Annotated in this window: 15 protein-coding genes; 13 read left to right on the top strand and 2 right to left on the bottom strand. The window is 56.5% G+C overall.

The window, feature by feature from the left end; translation table 11 throughout:
- Positions 1-566: hypothetical protein (locus HMPREF2541_RS12390; RefSeq protein ID WP_210387144.1), on the top strand; the 566-nt coding region annotated here is incomplete at its 5' end.
- A 160-nt stretch (positions 567-726) separates the two neighbouring features.
- On the opposite strand, the gene cysS is transcribed toward HMPREF2541_RS12390, so the two are convergent.
- Together cysS and HMPREF2541_RS06310 are read right to left on the bottom strand one after the other, a co-directional pair.
- Positions 727-2,148 (bottom strand): cysteine--tRNA ligase, encoded by a 1,422-nt coding sequence (gene cysS / locus HMPREF2541_RS06315; protein ID WP_003823921.1) that lies wholly within the window; start codon positions 2,146-2,148, stop codon positions 727-729.
- Between the two features lie 80 nt (positions 2,149-2,228).
- Positions 2,229-2,735, bottom strand: coding sequence for a hypothetical protein (locus tag HMPREF2541_RS06310; RefSeq protein ID WP_003823920.1), 507 nt, complete (start codon positions 2,733-2,735; stop codon positions 2,229-2,231).
- Between the two features lie 230 nt (positions 2,736-2,965).
- Here HMPREF2541_RS06310 and HMPREF2541_RS06305 point away from each other — a divergent pair, with 230 nt between their 5' ends.
- The 12 genes from HMPREF2541_RS06305 (at position 2,966) to HMPREF2541_RS06250 (ending at position 16,288) form a co-directional block, all read left to right on the top strand.
- Positions 2,966-3,625, top strand: coding sequence for a YiaD family glycine zipper/OmpA-like lipoprotein (locus HMPREF2541_RS06305; protein WP_064083571.1), 660 nt, complete (start codon positions 2,966-2,968; stop codon positions 3,623-3,625).
- A gap of 430 nt (positions 3,626-4,055) precedes the next feature.
- Positions 4,056-5,444 carry an MATE family efflux transporter gene (locus HMPREF2541_RS06300; RefSeq protein WP_070542385.1) on the top strand — a complete coding sequence of 463 codons (1,389 nt, stop codon included), beginning with the start codon at positions 4,056-4,058 and terminating at the stop codon, positions 5,442-5,444.
- Positions 5,437-6,462 (top strand): UDP-N-acetylmuramate dehydrogenase, encoded by a 1,026-nt coding sequence (gene murB, locus HMPREF2541_RS06295; RefSeq protein WP_049257792.1) that lies wholly within the window; start codon positions 5,437-5,439, stop codon positions 6,460-6,462. The genes HMPREF2541_RS06300 and murB overlap by 8 nt, the downstream gene beginning before the upstream one ends.
- 171 nt (positions 6,463-6,633) lie before the next feature.
- The gene (locus HMPREF2541_RS06290) at positions 6,634-7,278 is read left to right on the top strand and encodes a TetR/AcrR family transcriptional regulator (RefSeq protein WP_064105118.1); all 645 of its coding nucleotides are present in this window, start codon (positions 6,634-6,636) and stop codon (positions 7,276-7,278) included.
- A gap of 305 nt (positions 7,279-7,583) precedes the next feature.
- Entirely contained in the window at positions 7,584-8,768 is a 1,185-nt protein-coding gene (gene ispC / locus HMPREF2541_RS06285) for a 1-deoxy-D-xylulose-5-phosphate reductoisomerase (RefSeq protein WP_070542383.1), read from the top strand.
- A gap of 232 nt (positions 8,769-9,000) precedes the next feature.
- Positions 9,001-10,344, top strand: a complete 1,344-nt coding sequence (rseP, locus tag HMPREF2541_RS06280) for an RIP metalloprotease RseP (protein WP_070542391.1) — start codon at positions 9,001-9,003, stop codon at positions 10,342-10,344.
- A gap of 3 nt (positions 10,345-10,347) precedes the next feature.
- Entirely contained in the window at positions 10,348-12,744 is a 2,397-nt protein-coding gene (gene bamA / locus HMPREF2541_RS06275) for an outer membrane protein assembly factor BamA (RefSeq protein WP_070542381.1), read from the top strand.
- Positions 12,745-12,753: 9 nt separating this feature from the next.
- Complete coding sequence (locus HMPREF2541_RS06270; RefSeq protein WP_003823907.1) at positions 12,754-13,257, top strand: OmpH/Skp family outer membrane protein; 504 nt, start codon at positions 12,754-12,756, stop codon at positions 13,255-13,257.
- 72 nt (positions 13,258-13,329) lie between these two features.
- Positions 13,330-14,361, top strand: a complete 1,032-nt coding sequence (lpxD, locus tag HMPREF2541_RS06265; RefSeq protein WP_070542378.1) for a UDP-3-O-(3-hydroxymyristoyl)glucosamine N-acyltransferase — start codon at positions 13,330-13,332, stop codon at positions 14,359-14,361.
- A 3-nt stretch (positions 14,362-14,364) separates the two neighbouring features.
- Entirely contained in the window at positions 14,365-14,829 is a 465-nt protein-coding gene (fabZ, locus tag HMPREF2541_RS06260) for a 3-hydroxyacyl-ACP dehydratase FabZ (protein ID WP_003823905.1), read from the top strand.
- A 118-nt stretch (positions 14,830-14,947) separates the two neighbouring features.
- Positions 14,948-15,724 (top strand): acyl-ACP--UDP-N-acetylglucosamine O-acyltransferase, encoded by a 777-nt coding sequence (lpxA, locus tag HMPREF2541_RS06255; protein WP_064086965.1) that lies wholly within the window; start codon positions 14,948-14,950, stop codon positions 15,722-15,724.
- Between the two features lie 99 nt (positions 15,725-15,823).
- The gene (locus HMPREF2541_RS06250) at positions 15,824-16,288 is read left to right on the top strand and encodes a hypothetical protein (protein WP_023887716.1); all 465 of its coding nucleotides are present in this window, start codon (positions 15,824-15,826) and stop codon (positions 16,286-16,288) included.
- Positions 16,289-16,486 lie beyond the last annotated feature (198 nt).

The raw sequence follows: 16,486 nt of genomic DNA, 5'->3' as shown, positions 1-16,486 counted from the left end.
ACAATGTGGACGGCATCCTGCTGCTGAAAGTGCGGGGGGATGACGAGAAGTATCAGAGCAACCGCTACAACCCGCGGAAAGACCAGATGTGGGAGGATGCGGCGGTAGAGAGTGAATCAAAGCGGGAAGAATATGTTGCCAGTTTTTTGCCATATTTTTCCCATGTGCACTATGATTATGTTGATGTTTTGCAAAAAGATGGCTCGATTATTCGTTATAGTGGTAATTGGCATATATATGACAAGCCGTTTAATCAAGAGACTAATCCAGCACATCCTGCCCGCTACGCAGTCACCTATGAGAATGATGTTTCTTGGGAAAACCGCAAGCATTGGATAGCCGGAACAACAATAAAGATAATTGACACAAAGACAAATGAGTTGATGGCTGAAAAAACGATGTATGTTTTTGTGCCGGCACTAGGTTATTCTAAGTTTGAACAAAATCCAAATCCTTGGGGTAGGGGAGATAGATGCCCAGAGGAAGATTCATACCAGTTACAAGCTGTTTCTTTTGCAAGGAAAGTTTTACTTTCACCTTCATTTAAACCGGAGGCCAGCAAGTAAGTTTGATTGATAAACCCAATATTCTTCAGGTAGCCCTTTCCCTTTCAGGCTACCTGAAAAGCCGTAGGTCAGGTTCTTGAATCTAATACCCTGCTAAAGGCTACCTGAAAAAAGGCTACCTGAAATTTCAGGTAGCCTTTGTTTACTTACATCAAACTTATCAGCCGCGTGTCCAGCTGGTGCCGTCCGCGCCGTCGCGCAGGGTGATGCCTTGCTCGGCGAGCAGGTCGCGGATGCGGTCGGATTCGGCCCAGTTTTTGTCGGCGCGGGCTTGCTTGCGCCGGGCGATGAGGGCTTCGATTTCTTCGTTGCTCAAACCGTTTGCGGTCGCGCCGCCTTGCAGGAATTCGGTGGGGTTACGTTGCAGCAGCCCAATGGTGCCGGCAAGGGCTTTGAGGCAGCCGGAAAGCTCGGCAGATTGGGTTTTATTGGCTTCGCCTGCCAACTCAAACAATACGGCCACGGCCTGCACGGTGTCGAAATCGTCGTTCATGGCGGCAAAGAAACGGCGGGTATAGTCGTTGGCTTCGGAGGCTACCTGAAACTCTACAGGCGGCACATTGGCCAGGGTGTTGTAGAGGCGGGTGAGGGCGTTTTTGGCGTCGTCGAGGTGCGCATCCGAATAATTCAGCGGGCTGCGGTAGTGGGCGCGCAGGATGAAGAAGCGCACAATTTCGGGATCGTATTGCTTCAGCACGTCGCGGATGGTGAAGAAGTTGCCCAGGGATTTGGACATTTTTTCGCCGTCCACGCGGATAAAGCCGTTGTGCAGCCAGTATTTAACGTGGCTGGCGATGCTTTGGCCGTGGTGGGTGTGCGCGTGTTCGTGTCCGCAAACATGGCCGCTGGCGCCAACGCTTTGGGCGATTTCGTTTTCATGGTGCGGGAACTGCAAATCTGCGCCGCCGCCGTGGATGTCGAAGGTGTCGCCGAACAGCTTGTCGCTCATGGCGGAGCATTCGATGTGCCAGCCCGGGCGGCCGTTGCCCCACGGGCTTTCCCATGCCGGTTCGCCTGCTTTGGCGGCTTTCCACAGCACGAAATCAAGCGGGTCGCGTTTGAAACCGTCCACTTCCACGCGCTCGCCCGCGCGCAGGTCGTCCAGCGATTTGCCGGATAATTGGCCGTAAGCGGCAAACTCGCGCACGGCATAATAAACGTCGCCGTTGGCGGCGGGATAAGCCTTGCCGTTGCGAATCAGGGCTTCAATCATGGCAATCATCTGCGGAATGTTTTCCGTGGCCTTCGGTTCAACGTCGGGCCGCAGTACGCCCAAGGCGTCGGCATCTTCGTGCATGGCTTGGATGAAGCGGGCGGTGAGCTCGCCGATGGTTTCGCCGTTTTCAGCCGCTCGGGCGATGATTTTGTCGTCGATATCGGTGATGTTGCGCACATAAGTGAGCGGATAGCCGCATTCGCGCAGCCAACGGGCAATCATGTCGAACACCACCATCACGCGGGCGTGGCCGAGGTGGCAGTAGTCGTACACGGTCATGCCGCAAACGTACATGCGCACATTTTTCGGATCGATGGGGGCGAAGGGCTCTTTTTGGCGGGTGAGGGTGTTGTAGATGCTTGGCATAGTGGCAATGGATGTGGTTAGTTAAAAATTAGAGGCTACCTGAAAATAAAACTACTGCGAAGTTTCTGTGCAGCTGAAATTTATTTGCTATCGGCTTCGACGGGACAGCTTGGGCCTTGGTAGGTGTAGTGCTGGTTAACTTGGGTGTTGTGGACGGAATTGCGTTCGGTATCGGTGGAGTTGATGGAGAAGGCAACAACAGGGCGCCCTTGCGGGTCTTCTTTCAGCACCATGCTCACGGTATAAGCATCCAAACCGGGCTTGGCTTGGGCGGGATTGAGCAGGGTGTAAACCCGGCCGTGGTCGGTTTGGCGTTCTTCAAACCGGCCCTGGGGATAGAGGCCGGTGGTGCGCCGACTTATTTGCTCTTGCAGCCAGGCTTGGCTGTCGGCAGGGATACAAACTTTCCGCTCGGCATGGATGGAGGGTGAACGCGGGAACGGAATAGCATCTGGCTCGTCGGCGGGGCGGTAGTTGCCACCATCGTTGCCCTGGTATAGATAGAGGCCGGCCGGGAGCTCGGCGTGGGCAAAAGCAACAGCACACAAGGCGAGCGCAGGCAGGAGGAGGCGGGAGAGGCACAACATATTTTCAGGTAGCCTGTTGGGTTGTCGGGAAGGGCATTGTAGCCGAAAGCCTTGTTTGCAGCCACATGGCGGGCAAATGTAAACAAACTTTTGGAAAGTTTTGAAAACGGTAAATGTTGCCGCAGCGGCTTTTGTTTATACGGCAGCTCGCCTATAGTGGCTACTGTAGGCAGCGTGTTTTATATTAACTTTTTGTTTTCACCAAACTCTTCCACAAAAGGAAATCAATTATGATGAAACGTCTAACAGTATTAACCCTAGCCGCCACCTTTGCCCTGAACGGCTGCGTTACCGATCCGGTTACCGGCCAGCAAACTATTTCTAAAACTGCGCTGTTCGGCCTCGGCGGCGCGGCAGCCTGCGGCGCGGTGGGCGCGCTGACCCACGGCAGCAAAGGCGCGCGCAATGCGGCGCTGGGCTGCGGCGTGGTAGGCGCGGGTGTCGGTGCCTATATGGACGTGCAAGAAAACCGTCTGCGCCAAGAGCTGGCCAACACGCCGGTGGAAGTGCAGCGCCAAGGTGACCAAATCAAGCTGACCATGCCCAGCGGCGTAACCTTCGCCACCAACAGCTCCAGCCTGAGCCCGGACGCAGTAAATTCGCTCAACACCGTGGCCAATGTGCTGACGCAGTATCCGGAAACCACCATTACTGTAGCCGGCCACACCGACAACACCGGCAACGACCGCATCAACAACCCCTTGTCTGAAAACCGCGCCCGTTCGGTAGCCGGCTACCTCACCGGCCGCGGCGTGGCTGCCAGCCGCATCAGCACCGTGGGCTACGGCTCACGCTCGCCGGTGGCCGATAACTCCACCGAAAGCGGCCGCGCGCAAAACCGCCGTGTGGAAATCTTAATCAACCCCACCACCCAAGCAGGTCGGCAGTAAGCTATAGTTAAAGCCAAGGCACGGCGGAAGCAATTCCGGCGTGCCTTTAGTTTTGCGCGACAACTGCCTTCATCAGCATCAAATGCCGCTTTATTTAAATCTTCATCTTGCCCGCCGCAAAGGCTACCTGAAAATGTCGGCACAGCAACACATTTAGTTTTGACTGTGCCGCGCTTCGTTTTCAGGTAGTCTTTACGCCGAACCTCGGCCGTTTCCACGTTTTTCTAATTTTGTCTACTCTAAAAATAGTATCCGAGCAGATTTTGCCAGACGAAATCCGCAACACAGCAGGGAAAAATATTTCCCTCGATAAATCAAGCATACTATTGCGAAATACATTCATAAATCCCAGGCGGTAAGTGTTGCGTTACTACAACTTATGTTGCATTTCTGCTAAAATCACGCCCGTGTTCCACTCTTATTTTTGATTATGCTGCTCGACCTAAACCGTTATTCCCCCGCCGTTTTCCGCAAAGAAGCCTCCAAATTGGGCGCTTTGGCGGTGCCCATGCTATTGGCGCAGATTGCGCAAGTGGGGCTGGGGTTCGTGGATACGGTAATGGCCGGTGGCGCAGGCAAAACTGATTTGGCTGCCGTGGCACTAGGCAGCAGCGCATTCGTTACTGTTTACATAACCTTCCTCGGCATCATGACCGCGCTTAATCCGATGATTGCCCAAGAGCACGGCGCAGGCGAAGTCGAGAAGGTGGCCGAACTGGGCCGGCAGGGCATATTGTATGGCCTGATGCTGGGCATTATCGGCATGATTCTGCTGTGGCTGATGATTCAGCCCTTCAATAGCTTTCTCGACTTGGATGCCGAAGTAAAACGGCAATTTGCCTTGTATGTGGGTCTGATTGCCCTTTCCATGCCGGCAGCCATGATCCACCGTGCGTTGCATGCTTTCGCTTCCAGCTTGGGCAAACCCAAACCCATTATGTGGATGAGCTGGATCAGCCTGTTTTTAAACATCCCGCTCAACCACATCTTCGTTTACGGCGATTTTGGTATGCCGGCCTTGGGCGGTGCGGGCTGCGGCCTGGCCAGCACCCTAGTATTCTGGTTTAACGCCGCCGCGCTGTGGGCTTATATTGCCAAACAGAAATATTTCCAACGCTTCGGCCTGTTCGCCCGCTTCTCCAAACCCAGCGCCAAGATTTTCCGCCAAATCACCAAGCTGGGCGTGCCGATTGGCTTGTCTTTCTTCCTCGAAGTTAGCTTATTTACCGTGATGATGATGCTGATTGCCCAACTGCCGGGCAATGCCGAAGACCACGTGGCTGCTCAGCAAGTAGTAAACAGCATCACCAGCCTGATTTATGTGATTCCGCAAGGCATCGGCGCAGCAGTTACCGTGCGCGTGGGCTATGCCATCGGTGCCGACCGCTATTTCCAAGCGCGTTATGCCTCCGGCGTGGCCTTGGCCTGCGGCTCAACCCTGGCTATCGTTACCGCCGTGCTCACCCTGCTGTTCCGCTATCCGATTATGCGCGTTTACACCGACGACCAAGCCGTTATCGGACTCGGCGCCACCATCCTGCTGTTTGCCTCCGCTTTCCAATTGGCCGACGCCATCCAGTGTATTGCTTCCTACGCCTTGCGCGGCTATAAGGTGACCAAACTGCCGATGGTGATTCACGGCATCGCCTTCTGGGTGGTCGGCCTCGGGCTGGGCTGCCTGCTGGCCTTCGGCACGAGTATGGGGATTTACGGCTTCTGGGCGGCCTTGGTGCTGTCGCTGGGTTGTGCCGCCGTTGCCCTCTTGTGGTGTTTGGCAACAGTAAGCCAAGAAATGCTGGAACATGAAGACGATGAGTAAACTGCAATACGATGCCGATTTAACCGCGCTGAACACCTTCGGCCTACCCGCCCGTGCTGCCGCGCTCTGTACATTAGACACCGCCGAAAGGCTACCTGAAATTTTCCAACTGCCCGAATACCGCCGCGAGCGCACCCTGTGGCTGGGTGGAGGCAGCAATATCCTGCTGATGAAGGACTACGACGGGCTGGTGGTGCGCATGGCCAATAAAGGCATTTCCGCGCCAGAGACGGCCGGCGGCAGCAAAATGCGCATCACCGCGCAGGCCGGCGAAAACTGGCACGATTTCGTACAGCACACCATCGCGCTGGGCTTGAGCGGGCTGGAAAACCTCAGCCTGATTCCAGGCACAGTGGGCGCTGCGCCGGTGCAGAATATCGGTGCCTACGGCGTGGAAGCCGAAAGCTGTATCGAAACTGTGCACGCCTGGGATTTAGACAGCGGCCAGCCGGTATTGTTCAGCCATGCCGACTGCCGTTTTGCCTATCGCGACAGCGTATTCAAACAATCCGGCGGCCGCTTCGTGATTACGGCGGTAACGTTCGTGCTGGATAGCGAATTCAAGCCCAAGCTGTACTACGGCGACGTGCAAGCCGAAGCCGAAACCCTGGCTCAAGGCGCGCCGCTCACCGCTGCCATCGTGGCCGAAGCCGTGTGCCGCATCCGTCGCCGCAAGCTGCCCAACCCCGCCGAAACCGGCAGCTGCGGCAGCTTCTATAAAAACCCCATCGTTCCCGCCGAACAAGCCGCTGCACTGAAGAAGCAGCACCTCGCCCTGCCGGTATACCCCCAGCCGGGCGGTCAGGCCAAACTCGCCGCCGGCTGGCTTATCGACCAATGCGGGCTCAAAGGCCACTGCGAAGGCCATGCTGCCGTACACCAAAAACAAGCCCTGGTGCTGATTAACCTCGGCGGAGCCTGCGCCGAAGACGTACGCCGTTTGTCCGAACACGTGCAAAACAGCGTTTACCAACGCTTCGGCGTGCGGCTGGAGCCCGAACCGGTGTGGTTAGGATAAGGAAGCTACGGCACTTATTTTTCCTGCTAAGACTGCAAAGCAATACCGCATGAAAAATAGGTGCTTTAGCTATAAGGCAAGATAATTGATAATGTATTAAAATTCCGCTATCTCATTTTCAGGTAGCCTCTCGCATAGGCAGAATTTACGTTGCAGCCAAGGAGACAACCCATGCCCAGGAAGCCCGGCAAACCCAACACCTACAACCGAATCATCGACATCAGCCTCCAACTGTTCAACGAGGAGGGTGAGCGCAATATCAGCACCAACCACATCTCCCAGCGCCTCGGCATCAGCCCCGGCAATCTGTATTACCACTTTCGCAATAAAGACGAAATCATCGTTCAGCTGTTCCAGCGCTACAGCAACAAACTGCTCGACTACATCCGCCAAACCGAGCTGCCCGACAGCATGGCCAAAATGGGGGAATATCTGCAGGGCGTGTACGACATCCTGTGGGAATACCGTTTCTTATTCAGCGACGTAAACACCCTACTCGTCCGCAGCAAGCAGCTTTTAGGCGAACACAACGAATTCACCCATGTGAAAATCTCCCCGCTTTTGGTGAAAATCTTCATCGAACTGCGCGACAAAGGCATCATCGAAGCCGACGACGAAGCCCTGCGCGAGCTCGGCTTAAACGTGTGGCTGCTCACCAAATACTGGTTCGACTTCGACAACTCCCAGCACATCGGCTGTTGGGACGAAAACGCCAAGCGGCGCGGCATCTACCAAACCATGAGCCTGATCCGCGGCTTTGTGAGCAAAGAACACTACCCAAACTACTGCGAACTGATGACGCAATATCGTTCCTAAAGCAGCAAATCAAACGGCAGCCGGAAACCGCCTTTCCGCTGCCGTTGCATATTGTGGGCGGCTTAACGGCATTTCTCCGCAGCCGCCATGCCTAGCAAGCCGAGGCCTTTGCAAACCCGGCTTGTTTCCCCCAACATTTTCAGGTAGCCTGCCGCCGGCATTAAAGGCTACCTGAAACATAAATCTGCCCCTGCCCTTCCGCATACCGTGGATTAAGTTTAAGCAGAGTTAGGCAACAAGCCAACGCAACGTTGGTTTAAAATGAATCACTATAAGCAAAAAAAGCTACCCGAAACACACCAACCATGACCCAATCCCTCACCATCCTCGGCAGCACCGGCAGCATCGGCACCAACACGCTCGATGTGGTTGCCCGCCATCCCGAACGCTTCCGCATCTTCGCCCTCAGCGGCCACAGCCAAACCGCCAAGCTGGCCGAACAATGCCTTGCCTTCCGCCCGCAATACGCCGTAACCGCCAACGAAGCGCAAGCCGCCGAACTGCGTACGCACCTGGCTGCCGCCGGCTGCCAAACCGAAGTGCTGCACGGCGAACAAGCCTTGTGCGACATTGCCACCGCGCCGGAAACCGACGGTGTGATGGCCGCCATCGTCGGCGCCGCCGGCCTGCCGCCCACGCTGGCCGCCGCCCGCGCCGGCAAAACCATCTACCTGGCCAACAAAGAAACGCTGGTGGTTTCAGGTAGCCTCTTCATGCAAACCGCCGCCCAATCCGGCGCCCGCATCCTGCCGGTAGACAGCGAACACAACGCCATCTACCAAGTGTTGCCGCCGGAAAAAGGCTGCCTGAAACAAAACGGCGTGCAATCCATCATCCTCACCGCTTCCGGCGGCCCCTTCCTGCACACCGACTTGGCCGATTTCCCCGCCATCACGCCCGAGCAGGCGGTAAAACACCCCAACTGGCAAATGGGGCGCAAAATTTCAGTGGACAGCGCCACCATGATGAACAAAGGCCTGGAGCTGATTGAAGCGCACTGGCTGTTCAACTGCCCGCCGGAGAAACTGGAAACCGTTATCCACCCGCAAAGCGTGGTGCACAGCATGGTGCGCTATGCCGACGGCTCGGTGTTGGCGCAAATGGGCACGCCCGATATGCGCACGCCCATCGCCTACTGCCTCGGCCTGCCCGAACGCATCGCCTCCGGTGTGCCGCCGCTGGATTTCGCCACCCTCTCCGCGCTCACTTTTGAAACGCCCGACTACCGCCGTTTCCCCTGCCTGGAACTGGCCTATCAGGCCATGCAGGCCGGCGGCGGCGTGCCCTGCGTGCTCAATGCCGCCAACGAAATCGCCGTGGCCGCCTTTCTGGCCGGCCGCATCCGCTTCACCGACATCGCACACACGGTGCAGCATTGCCTGGAGCAGGATTTTTCAGGCAGCCACCACAGCCTGGAAGGCCTGCTGGATTTAGATGCCGCCGCCCGACGCGCTGCAGAAGCGTTTGTGCAGCAAGTGGCACATCGCTGAACGTCTTTTTCATGCCAGGCAGCAAGCCGTATGAATAATGCGGCAAGCCGAGCCAATATGACAAGCCTTCGCTATGGGCGCAGGCTTTGTCGAGAACCTCTGTTTCCATTACAATTACGTTTTTCTTCCTGCAGCCGATTGGCGGCTGAGGCTACCTGAAAATACGGCTTTTTCTCTTTCAGGTAGCCCGCATCTGGTTCGCCTGCTTCAAGGAGCTTCTTGTTTGTTTCTTTTGCACACACTCGGCGCGTTTATCGTTGCCATCCTGATTTTGGTCAGCCTGCACGAGCTGGGGCATTTGCTGGTGGCGCGCTGGTGCGGCATCAAAGTGCTGCGCTTTTCCGTGGGCTTCGGCAAGCCGTTCTTTAATAAACGCTGGCGCAATATCGAATGGTGCTTGGCGCCGATTCCGCTGGGTGGCTATGTGAAAATGGTCGACACCCGTGAGGGCGACGTGGCCGAGGCCGACCTGCCCTACGCCTTCGATAAGCAACACCCATTCAAACGCATGCTGGTGGTAGCGGCCGGCCCGCTCACCAATCTGGCGCTGGCCGTGCTGCTCTACACCTTCTCCTTCGGCTATTTCGGCGTGCAGGAAGTGCGCCCGATGGTGGGCATGGTGATGCCCGACACGCTGGCCGCCAAAGTAGGCTTCCAACCGGGCGACACCATCACCGCCGTCAACGGCAAGCAGGTGCTCACCTGGGGCGATGCACAATCGGAAATCATCCTGAATTTAGAAGCCGGCAAAGTTCAGGTAGCCGTGCGTGAAGCCAACGGCAGCCAAACCACGCGCACCATCGATGCCGCCGGCACGCCGGAAGCGGAAACCGTAGCCAAACGCGGCGGCTGGTTCGGCATCACTGCCCTACGCTTGAACACCACGCTCGCCTCTATCCAGCCCGGCTCCCCCGCCGAGCGCGCCGGCTTGCGCAAAGGCGACCGCGTGGTGGCCGTGAACGGGCAAATCGTGCACACTTGGCCGGATTTAACCACCACCATCCGCCAACACCCGCAAGACAAACTGACAATCGATATTTTGCGCGGCGGCAAACCGCTTCAGGTAGCCTTGCGCCCCGACAGCCGTGAAGACCGCAACGGCGAGCGCTACGGCTATGCCGGTTTTGAAGCCGAAGTCGACCAACAATGGATGACTCGCGCCACCTACCGCTACCAGCCCACCTGGCTGGGCGCAGCCGAAATGGGCATGCAGCGCGTGTCTTCCTACACCACGCTCACCGGCCGCCTGTTTGCCCGCCTACTCACCGGCCAGGCTTCCATAAGCCACATTTCCGGCCCGATCACCATCGCCAGCTACGCCGGCAAAACCGCCTCCGCCGGGATTCAGGATTATTTGGAATTCCTCGCCGTGGTGAGCATCAGCCTAGGGATTTTGAATTTGCTGCCGATTCCTGTTTTAGATGGCGGCCATTTAATGTATTATGCCGCCGAATGGATTCGCGGCAAGCCCGTTAGCACCAATGTGCAAATGTGGGGATTGCGCCTCGGCCTCTCCCTGATGCTGATGCTGATGCTGCTGGCTTTTTTCAACGATATCACCCGTTTATTGGGATAAAGCATGAAACTGAACAAACTTACCTTCTCTTTGTTTGCAGCCGGATTGTCTTCTTGGGCGCTGGCCGCCGCACCGTTTACCATCCAAGATATCCGCATCGAGGGCCTGCAGCGCACCGACCCTTCCACTGTATTGGGCCACCTGCCGGTTAAAGTGGGCAGCACCTTCACTGATGGCGAAGGCGAACAAATCATCAAAAACCTCTATGCCACCGGCCTATTCGACGACGTGCGCGTGGAAACCATGGGCAACCAAGTGTTGCTAACCGTGGTGGAACGCCCCATCATCAACACGCTCACCGTTACCGGCGGCAAAACCCTGCCCAGCGACGCGATCAAGAAAAATCTCGACAGCTTCGGCCTGGGCCAATCGCAGCCATTCAACCAATCGATCCTAAACCAAGCCGTGGCCGGCCTGCAGCAGGAATATGCCAACCAAGGCAAACTCTCTGCCACCATCACCCCCGAGATTTCCCGCCTCTCGCGTAACCGCGTGGACATCACGCTGAAAATCGACGAAGGCCCTACTACCCACATCAAAGAAATCGACTTTGAAGGCAACCAGCACTTCTCCAACCGTACTCTGCGCCGTCAAATGCAGATGGATCGCCACGGTATGTTGAGCTGGCTCTCCAAAGACGACCGTTTCTCCGACGAAAAATTCCGTCAAGACCTGCAATCCATCACCGATTTCTACCAAAACGAAGGCTTCTTTGAAGGTCGGGTACAGGATGCCGATGTACGCTACAACGCCGACCGTACCGAACAGACGCTGTGGATTAAAGTACACGAAGGCGAACGTTACCGTTGGGGCAAAGTGCGCATCGAAGGCGACACCCGCGAAGTGCCGCGCGAAGAGTTGGAAGCCCTGCTGAAAATGCGTGAAGGCCGCCGCTACAACCGCTCGCAGATGGTAGAAAGCCTGCAAGCTATCCAAGACCGTATGGGTCAGGCTGGCTATGCACTGGCTCAAGTGGGCGTGCAGCCGCAGCCCGACCAGGCCAATCACATCGTGGATTTCGTTTTAACGGTAAATCCCGGTCGTAAATACTATGTGAATCAAATCCACATTTCCGGCAACAACAAAACCCGTGATGCCGTTATCCGCCGCGAAATGCGCCAAACCGAAGCTGCACCCTACGATTCAGCCAAACTCAACCGCTCCAAAGACCGTATCCAGCTCTTGGGCTATTTCGACGACGTGAAAGTGGAAACCCGCCCGCTGCCCGATACGCCCGACCAAGTGGACGTGGATGTATCCGTGAAAGAACGCTCTACCGGCTCGGTGGAAGTGGCTGCCGGTTGGGTACAAGACACCGGCTTGGTACTCTCTGCCGGCGTGGCACAGGATAACCTGTTCGGCACAGGCAAATCCGCCAACTTCCGCATTGCACGCGGCAAAACCCAAAATACCGCGTCCCTATCGTTTACCGATCCCTACTTCACCCCCGACGGTGTGAGCTTGGGCTACGACATCTACTATCGCGGCTTCATGCCCTACAAATCCAGCTCCAGCTCTAGCTCCAACAACTACGAAACCACCCGTATCGGCTTGGGTGCGCGTATGGGTGTGCCGGTTACCGAATACGACCGCGTAAACTTCGGCCTCGCCGTGGAACACCTGAACGTGAAGCTGCATGGCGACGTAAATTATCAACCTTACCGCTACCGCCAGTTCCTCCAAGAACATGGTGAGAAAAACTGGATTCTCAAAGGCAATATCGGCTGGGGACGCAACAAAACCGATGACGCGCTGTGGCCGACCCGCGGCTACACCACCAGCGTCAATGCCGACCTCGGCTTGCCCGGCGGTGATTTGAAATACTACATCCTTACCCACGACCAACGCTGGTTCTTCCCCTTAAGCAAGAGCTTCACCCTGATGCTGGGCGGCGAAGTGGGCTATGCCGGCTCCTACGGGGGCACCTCCTCCGTTCCCTTCTTCAACAACTTCTATGGTGGCGGTTTGGGCTCCGTGCGTGGCTACGAAAGCGGCTCTTTAGGCCCGAAGGTGTACGAGATTTACGGCAACTCTCGCAATATCGTTAATTACGGCGGCACCTATAAAGCCTATGCCTCCGCCGAACTGCTCTTCCCCTTCCCCGGCGTGAAAGACCAGCGCTCCGTGCGCCTGAGCGTGTTTGCCGATGCCGGCAGCGTGTGGGATGGCAAAACCTACAATACAGATGCCTACAGCTCTGCCAACCCCTACGGCACCAACGGCTACTACAGCCAAGACCACCGCTCTACCTTCAGCAACGAGTTGCGCTATTCCGTGGGTGCAGCACTGACTTGGCTGTCGCCGCTAGGCCCGATGAAATTCAGTTTTGCCCACCCGATGCGTCGGCGGGATAACGACCAAATCCAACGTTTCCAATTCCAATTGGGCACGACTTTCTAAGGAAAGTAGATGATGAAGCTTAATCTTCCCCGTATGGCAGCGGCAGCTGCTGCGATGCTAATCGCATCGCATGCTGCTGCCGACAGCGTACAAAAGCTGGGGTTTATCGATACCGAGCGCGTGTATCAGCAGTCTACCCAGGCGCAGCGTATCCAAACCACCCTGCAAAACGAATTCGGCGCGCGCCAGCAGGCTTTGCAACGGCTGCGTGATCAAGGCATTGCCCTGAAAACCCAGCTCGACCAAGGCCGCCTGAACCCTGCCGAACGCCGCCGCACCGAGCAGCAGCTGATTGCCCTGGATAGGGATTTGCGCCGTCAGGCCGCGCAGCTCACTGAAGAATACAACCTGCGCCGCAACGAAGAGTTCGCTGCCCTGCAGCAAAATGCCAACCGCGTGATTACCGAACTGGCACAGCGCGACGGCTATGACTTGATTATCCAAGACGTTATCTACGTAAACAGCAAATTCGACATCACCGACCAAGTTATTCGCGCTCTCAACAACCAATAAAGGCTACCTGAAAATTCCGGCCTCCCTGCCGCAAAACAGGCTACCTGAAAGCGAAACTTCACCGAAGTTAAAATGCAGAAACAGCTTTCCCACATTATCGCCGCCTTGGGCGGCACGCTTGCCGGGCAAGATATCGCCATCAGCCGTATTGCCCCGCTGCATGCCGCACAAAAAGGCGACATCAGTTTTGTTTCCCACCCCAAACACCTGCCCGAAGCCCTTGCCAGCCAAGCCGGCGCGCTGATTGTGCACCACAAATTGGCCGACAAACTGCCCGGCCGCAATCTGATTGTGTGCGACAATCCGCAACTCTATTTCGCCCAAACCGCCCGCCTGTTCCACCCCGCTCCCGCCGCCAACCCCGGCATTCACCCCAGCGCCGTGGTGGAAGCAAGTGCCATCGTGCCCGATAGCTGTGAAATCGGTGCCAACGTTTACATCGGCGACTGCGTTGTGCTGGGCGAAGGCTGCCGCATCCTGGCCAACTGCGTGGTGGAAGCCAACTGTGTGCTTGGCGATCATACCGTGCTGCACTCTAACGTAACCGTTTATGCCGGCTGCCGCCTCGGCGAACGTGTGGAAATCCACTCTGGCACCGTGATCGGTGCCGACGGCTTCGGCAATGCCTGGGCGCAAGACCATTGGTACAAAATCCCGCAAGTGGGCGGAGTGGAAATCGGTAACGACGTGGAAATCGGCGCCAATACCACCATCGACCGCGGTGCAATCGAAGATACCGTGATTGCCGAGGGCGCTAAAATCGACAACCTCGTGCAAATTGCCCACAACGTACATATCGGCGCCCACACCGCCATCGCCGCCTGCGTAGGCATTGCCGGCAGCACCCATATCGGCGCCTACTGCCAAATCGGCGGTGCTGCCATGTTTGTCGGCCACATCCACGTTGCCGACCGCACCTTCATTGGCGGCGGCACCCTCGTGGCCGCCTCCATCAACCAGCCCGACTACTACGCCAGTTCCTACCCGCTGCAAACACACCGCGACTGGGTGAAAAATGCCGTGCACCTGCGTCGGCTCAACGAACTGCACCGCCGCGTAAAAACGCTGGAAAACACAATCAACTATCCCGAAAACAAGGAATAACCCATGCAAATCGAAAATATCGAACTCCCGCTGGACGTGCGCACCCTGCAACGCCTGCTGCCGCACCGCTATCCCTTCCTACTGCTGGATCGCGTGATCGGTTTTGAAAAAGAAAAAAGCCTCACTGCCATTAAAAACGTTTCCGTAAACGAACCGTTTTTCCAAGGCCACTTCCCCGAGTTCCCTGTGATGCCCGGCGTGTTGATTATCGAAGCCATGGCACAGGCTGCCGGCGTGCTCGCCATCCTCAGCCGGGGCGAGCGCAAAGAAAACGAAATCTACTTTTTCGTTGGCATCGATGAAGCCCGCTTCAAACGCCAAGTCGTGCCCGGCGACCAAGTGCAGATTCATCTGGACGTAATCACCCACAAACGCGACATCGGCAAATTCAAAGCCACCGCCACCGTAGACGGCCAAATCGCCGCTGAAGCCGTCATCATGTGTGCCAAACGCGCGGTAGATAAATAAGCCGGCAAGATAGGTAATACCTTTTCAGGTAGCCTCTGCCAAACTATCCGCCGCATTTAGTGCCGAACCATTTTCAGGTAGCCTCACCCGGCAAAGCCCGCTGCCATAAGGAAACACCATGTCCCTAATCCACCCCACCGCGATTATCGACCCCAAAGCCGAGCTCGACAGCAGCGTTAAAGTCGGCGCCTACACCATCATCGGCCCGAACGTGCAAATCGGCGCCGGCAGCGAAATCGGCCCGCACGCCGTTATCGAAGGGCACACCACCATCGGCGAAAACAACCGCATTTTTCAATTCGCCAGCCTCGGCGCCATCCCGCAAGACAAAAAATACCGCGGCGAGCCCACCCGCCTGATTATCGGCAACGGCAACACTATCCGCGAGTTCACCACCTTCAACCTCGGCACCGTAACCGGCATCGGCGAAACCCGCATCGGCGACGACAACTGGATCATGGCCTACTGCCACCTCGCCCACGACTGCGTGATCGGCAGCCACACCATCTTCGCCAACAACGCCTCCCTCGCCGGCCACGTTACCATCGGCGACTACGTCATCCTCGGCGGCTACACCCTCGTGTTCCAATTCTGCCAAATCGGCGACTACGCCATGACCGCCTTCGCCGCCGGCGTACACAAAGACGTTCCCCCCTACTTCATGGCCGCCGGCTACCGCGCCGAGCCCGCCGGCATCAACAGCGAAGGCATGCGTCGCAACGGCTTCACGCCCGAACAGATCACCAATGTGAAAAACGCCTACAAAGCCCTCTATCGCCAAGGCCTGTCCTACGAAGAAGCCCGCAGCCAAATTGCCCAAGCCGCCGAAACCGCTCCCGAGCTGTCCGTGTTGCGCGACTTCCTTGCCGACTCACAACGTAGTATCATTCGCTAATCTTTCCCCCAAGGCTACCTGAAACAGCCAAACTGTTTTCAGGTAGCCTTTGGTGAACCTTCCCAAGTAGCACAACTCATCAACCAATAAGGAGACACCATGCAGAAACTCACCACCCTGGCTCTGATCGCCGCTCTGGCCGCCCCTGCTGCCGCCCTGGCCAACAACCTCGGCAATGAGCAAGACATCAACCGCGAAGTAGTCAGCACTGCCGACCCCGCTGCCCGCGAGCTGTTCTTGCGCCCAGTTACCCTGAAGCAAGGCCGTACCCACACCCTGCCCGTAACCCTGCGTGCCGGTAAGTTCTACACCTTCTTCGGCGACTGCGACGACAGCTGCAACAACATGGACATGAATCTGATGGCTGCCAACGGCGCCCGCGTAGCCGGCGACAACCTGCCGGACAACCAGCCACTGTTCACCTTCCAAGCTCCCAGCAGCGGCAACTACCGCATCGTATTGAGCATGAAAGACTGCGACGATGCCAACGGCTGCAAAGCCACTGTTCATGCTTTCGAAGGTACCCGTCGTGTATACGACACCTTCACCCGCCCCATGCGCTAATCTTGCATAGTTCAACCGCCCGAGCCACATAGCCCGGGCGGTTTGTTATTACAGAATGTTCAAAAGAACATTCAACATCAGCTCATCAGCAATCTTAATCTAGTCAAGTACCCACACGACTGAACCATTCAACTTTACTCTTAATTCAGCATAAAAATTAATAAATAAGGGGCTTAGGAAGCAAAATTTATTTTAAAG

It is taken from the genome of Eikenella sp. HMSC061C02, from assembly GCF_001809035.1.
Lineage (GTDB): Bacteria > Pseudomonadota > Gammaproteobacteria > Burkholderiales > Neisseriaceae > Eikenella > Eikenella corrodens.
Note: the sequence above shows the minus strand (reverse complement) of the source record. Positions and strands in the feature narration are given on the sequence as shown.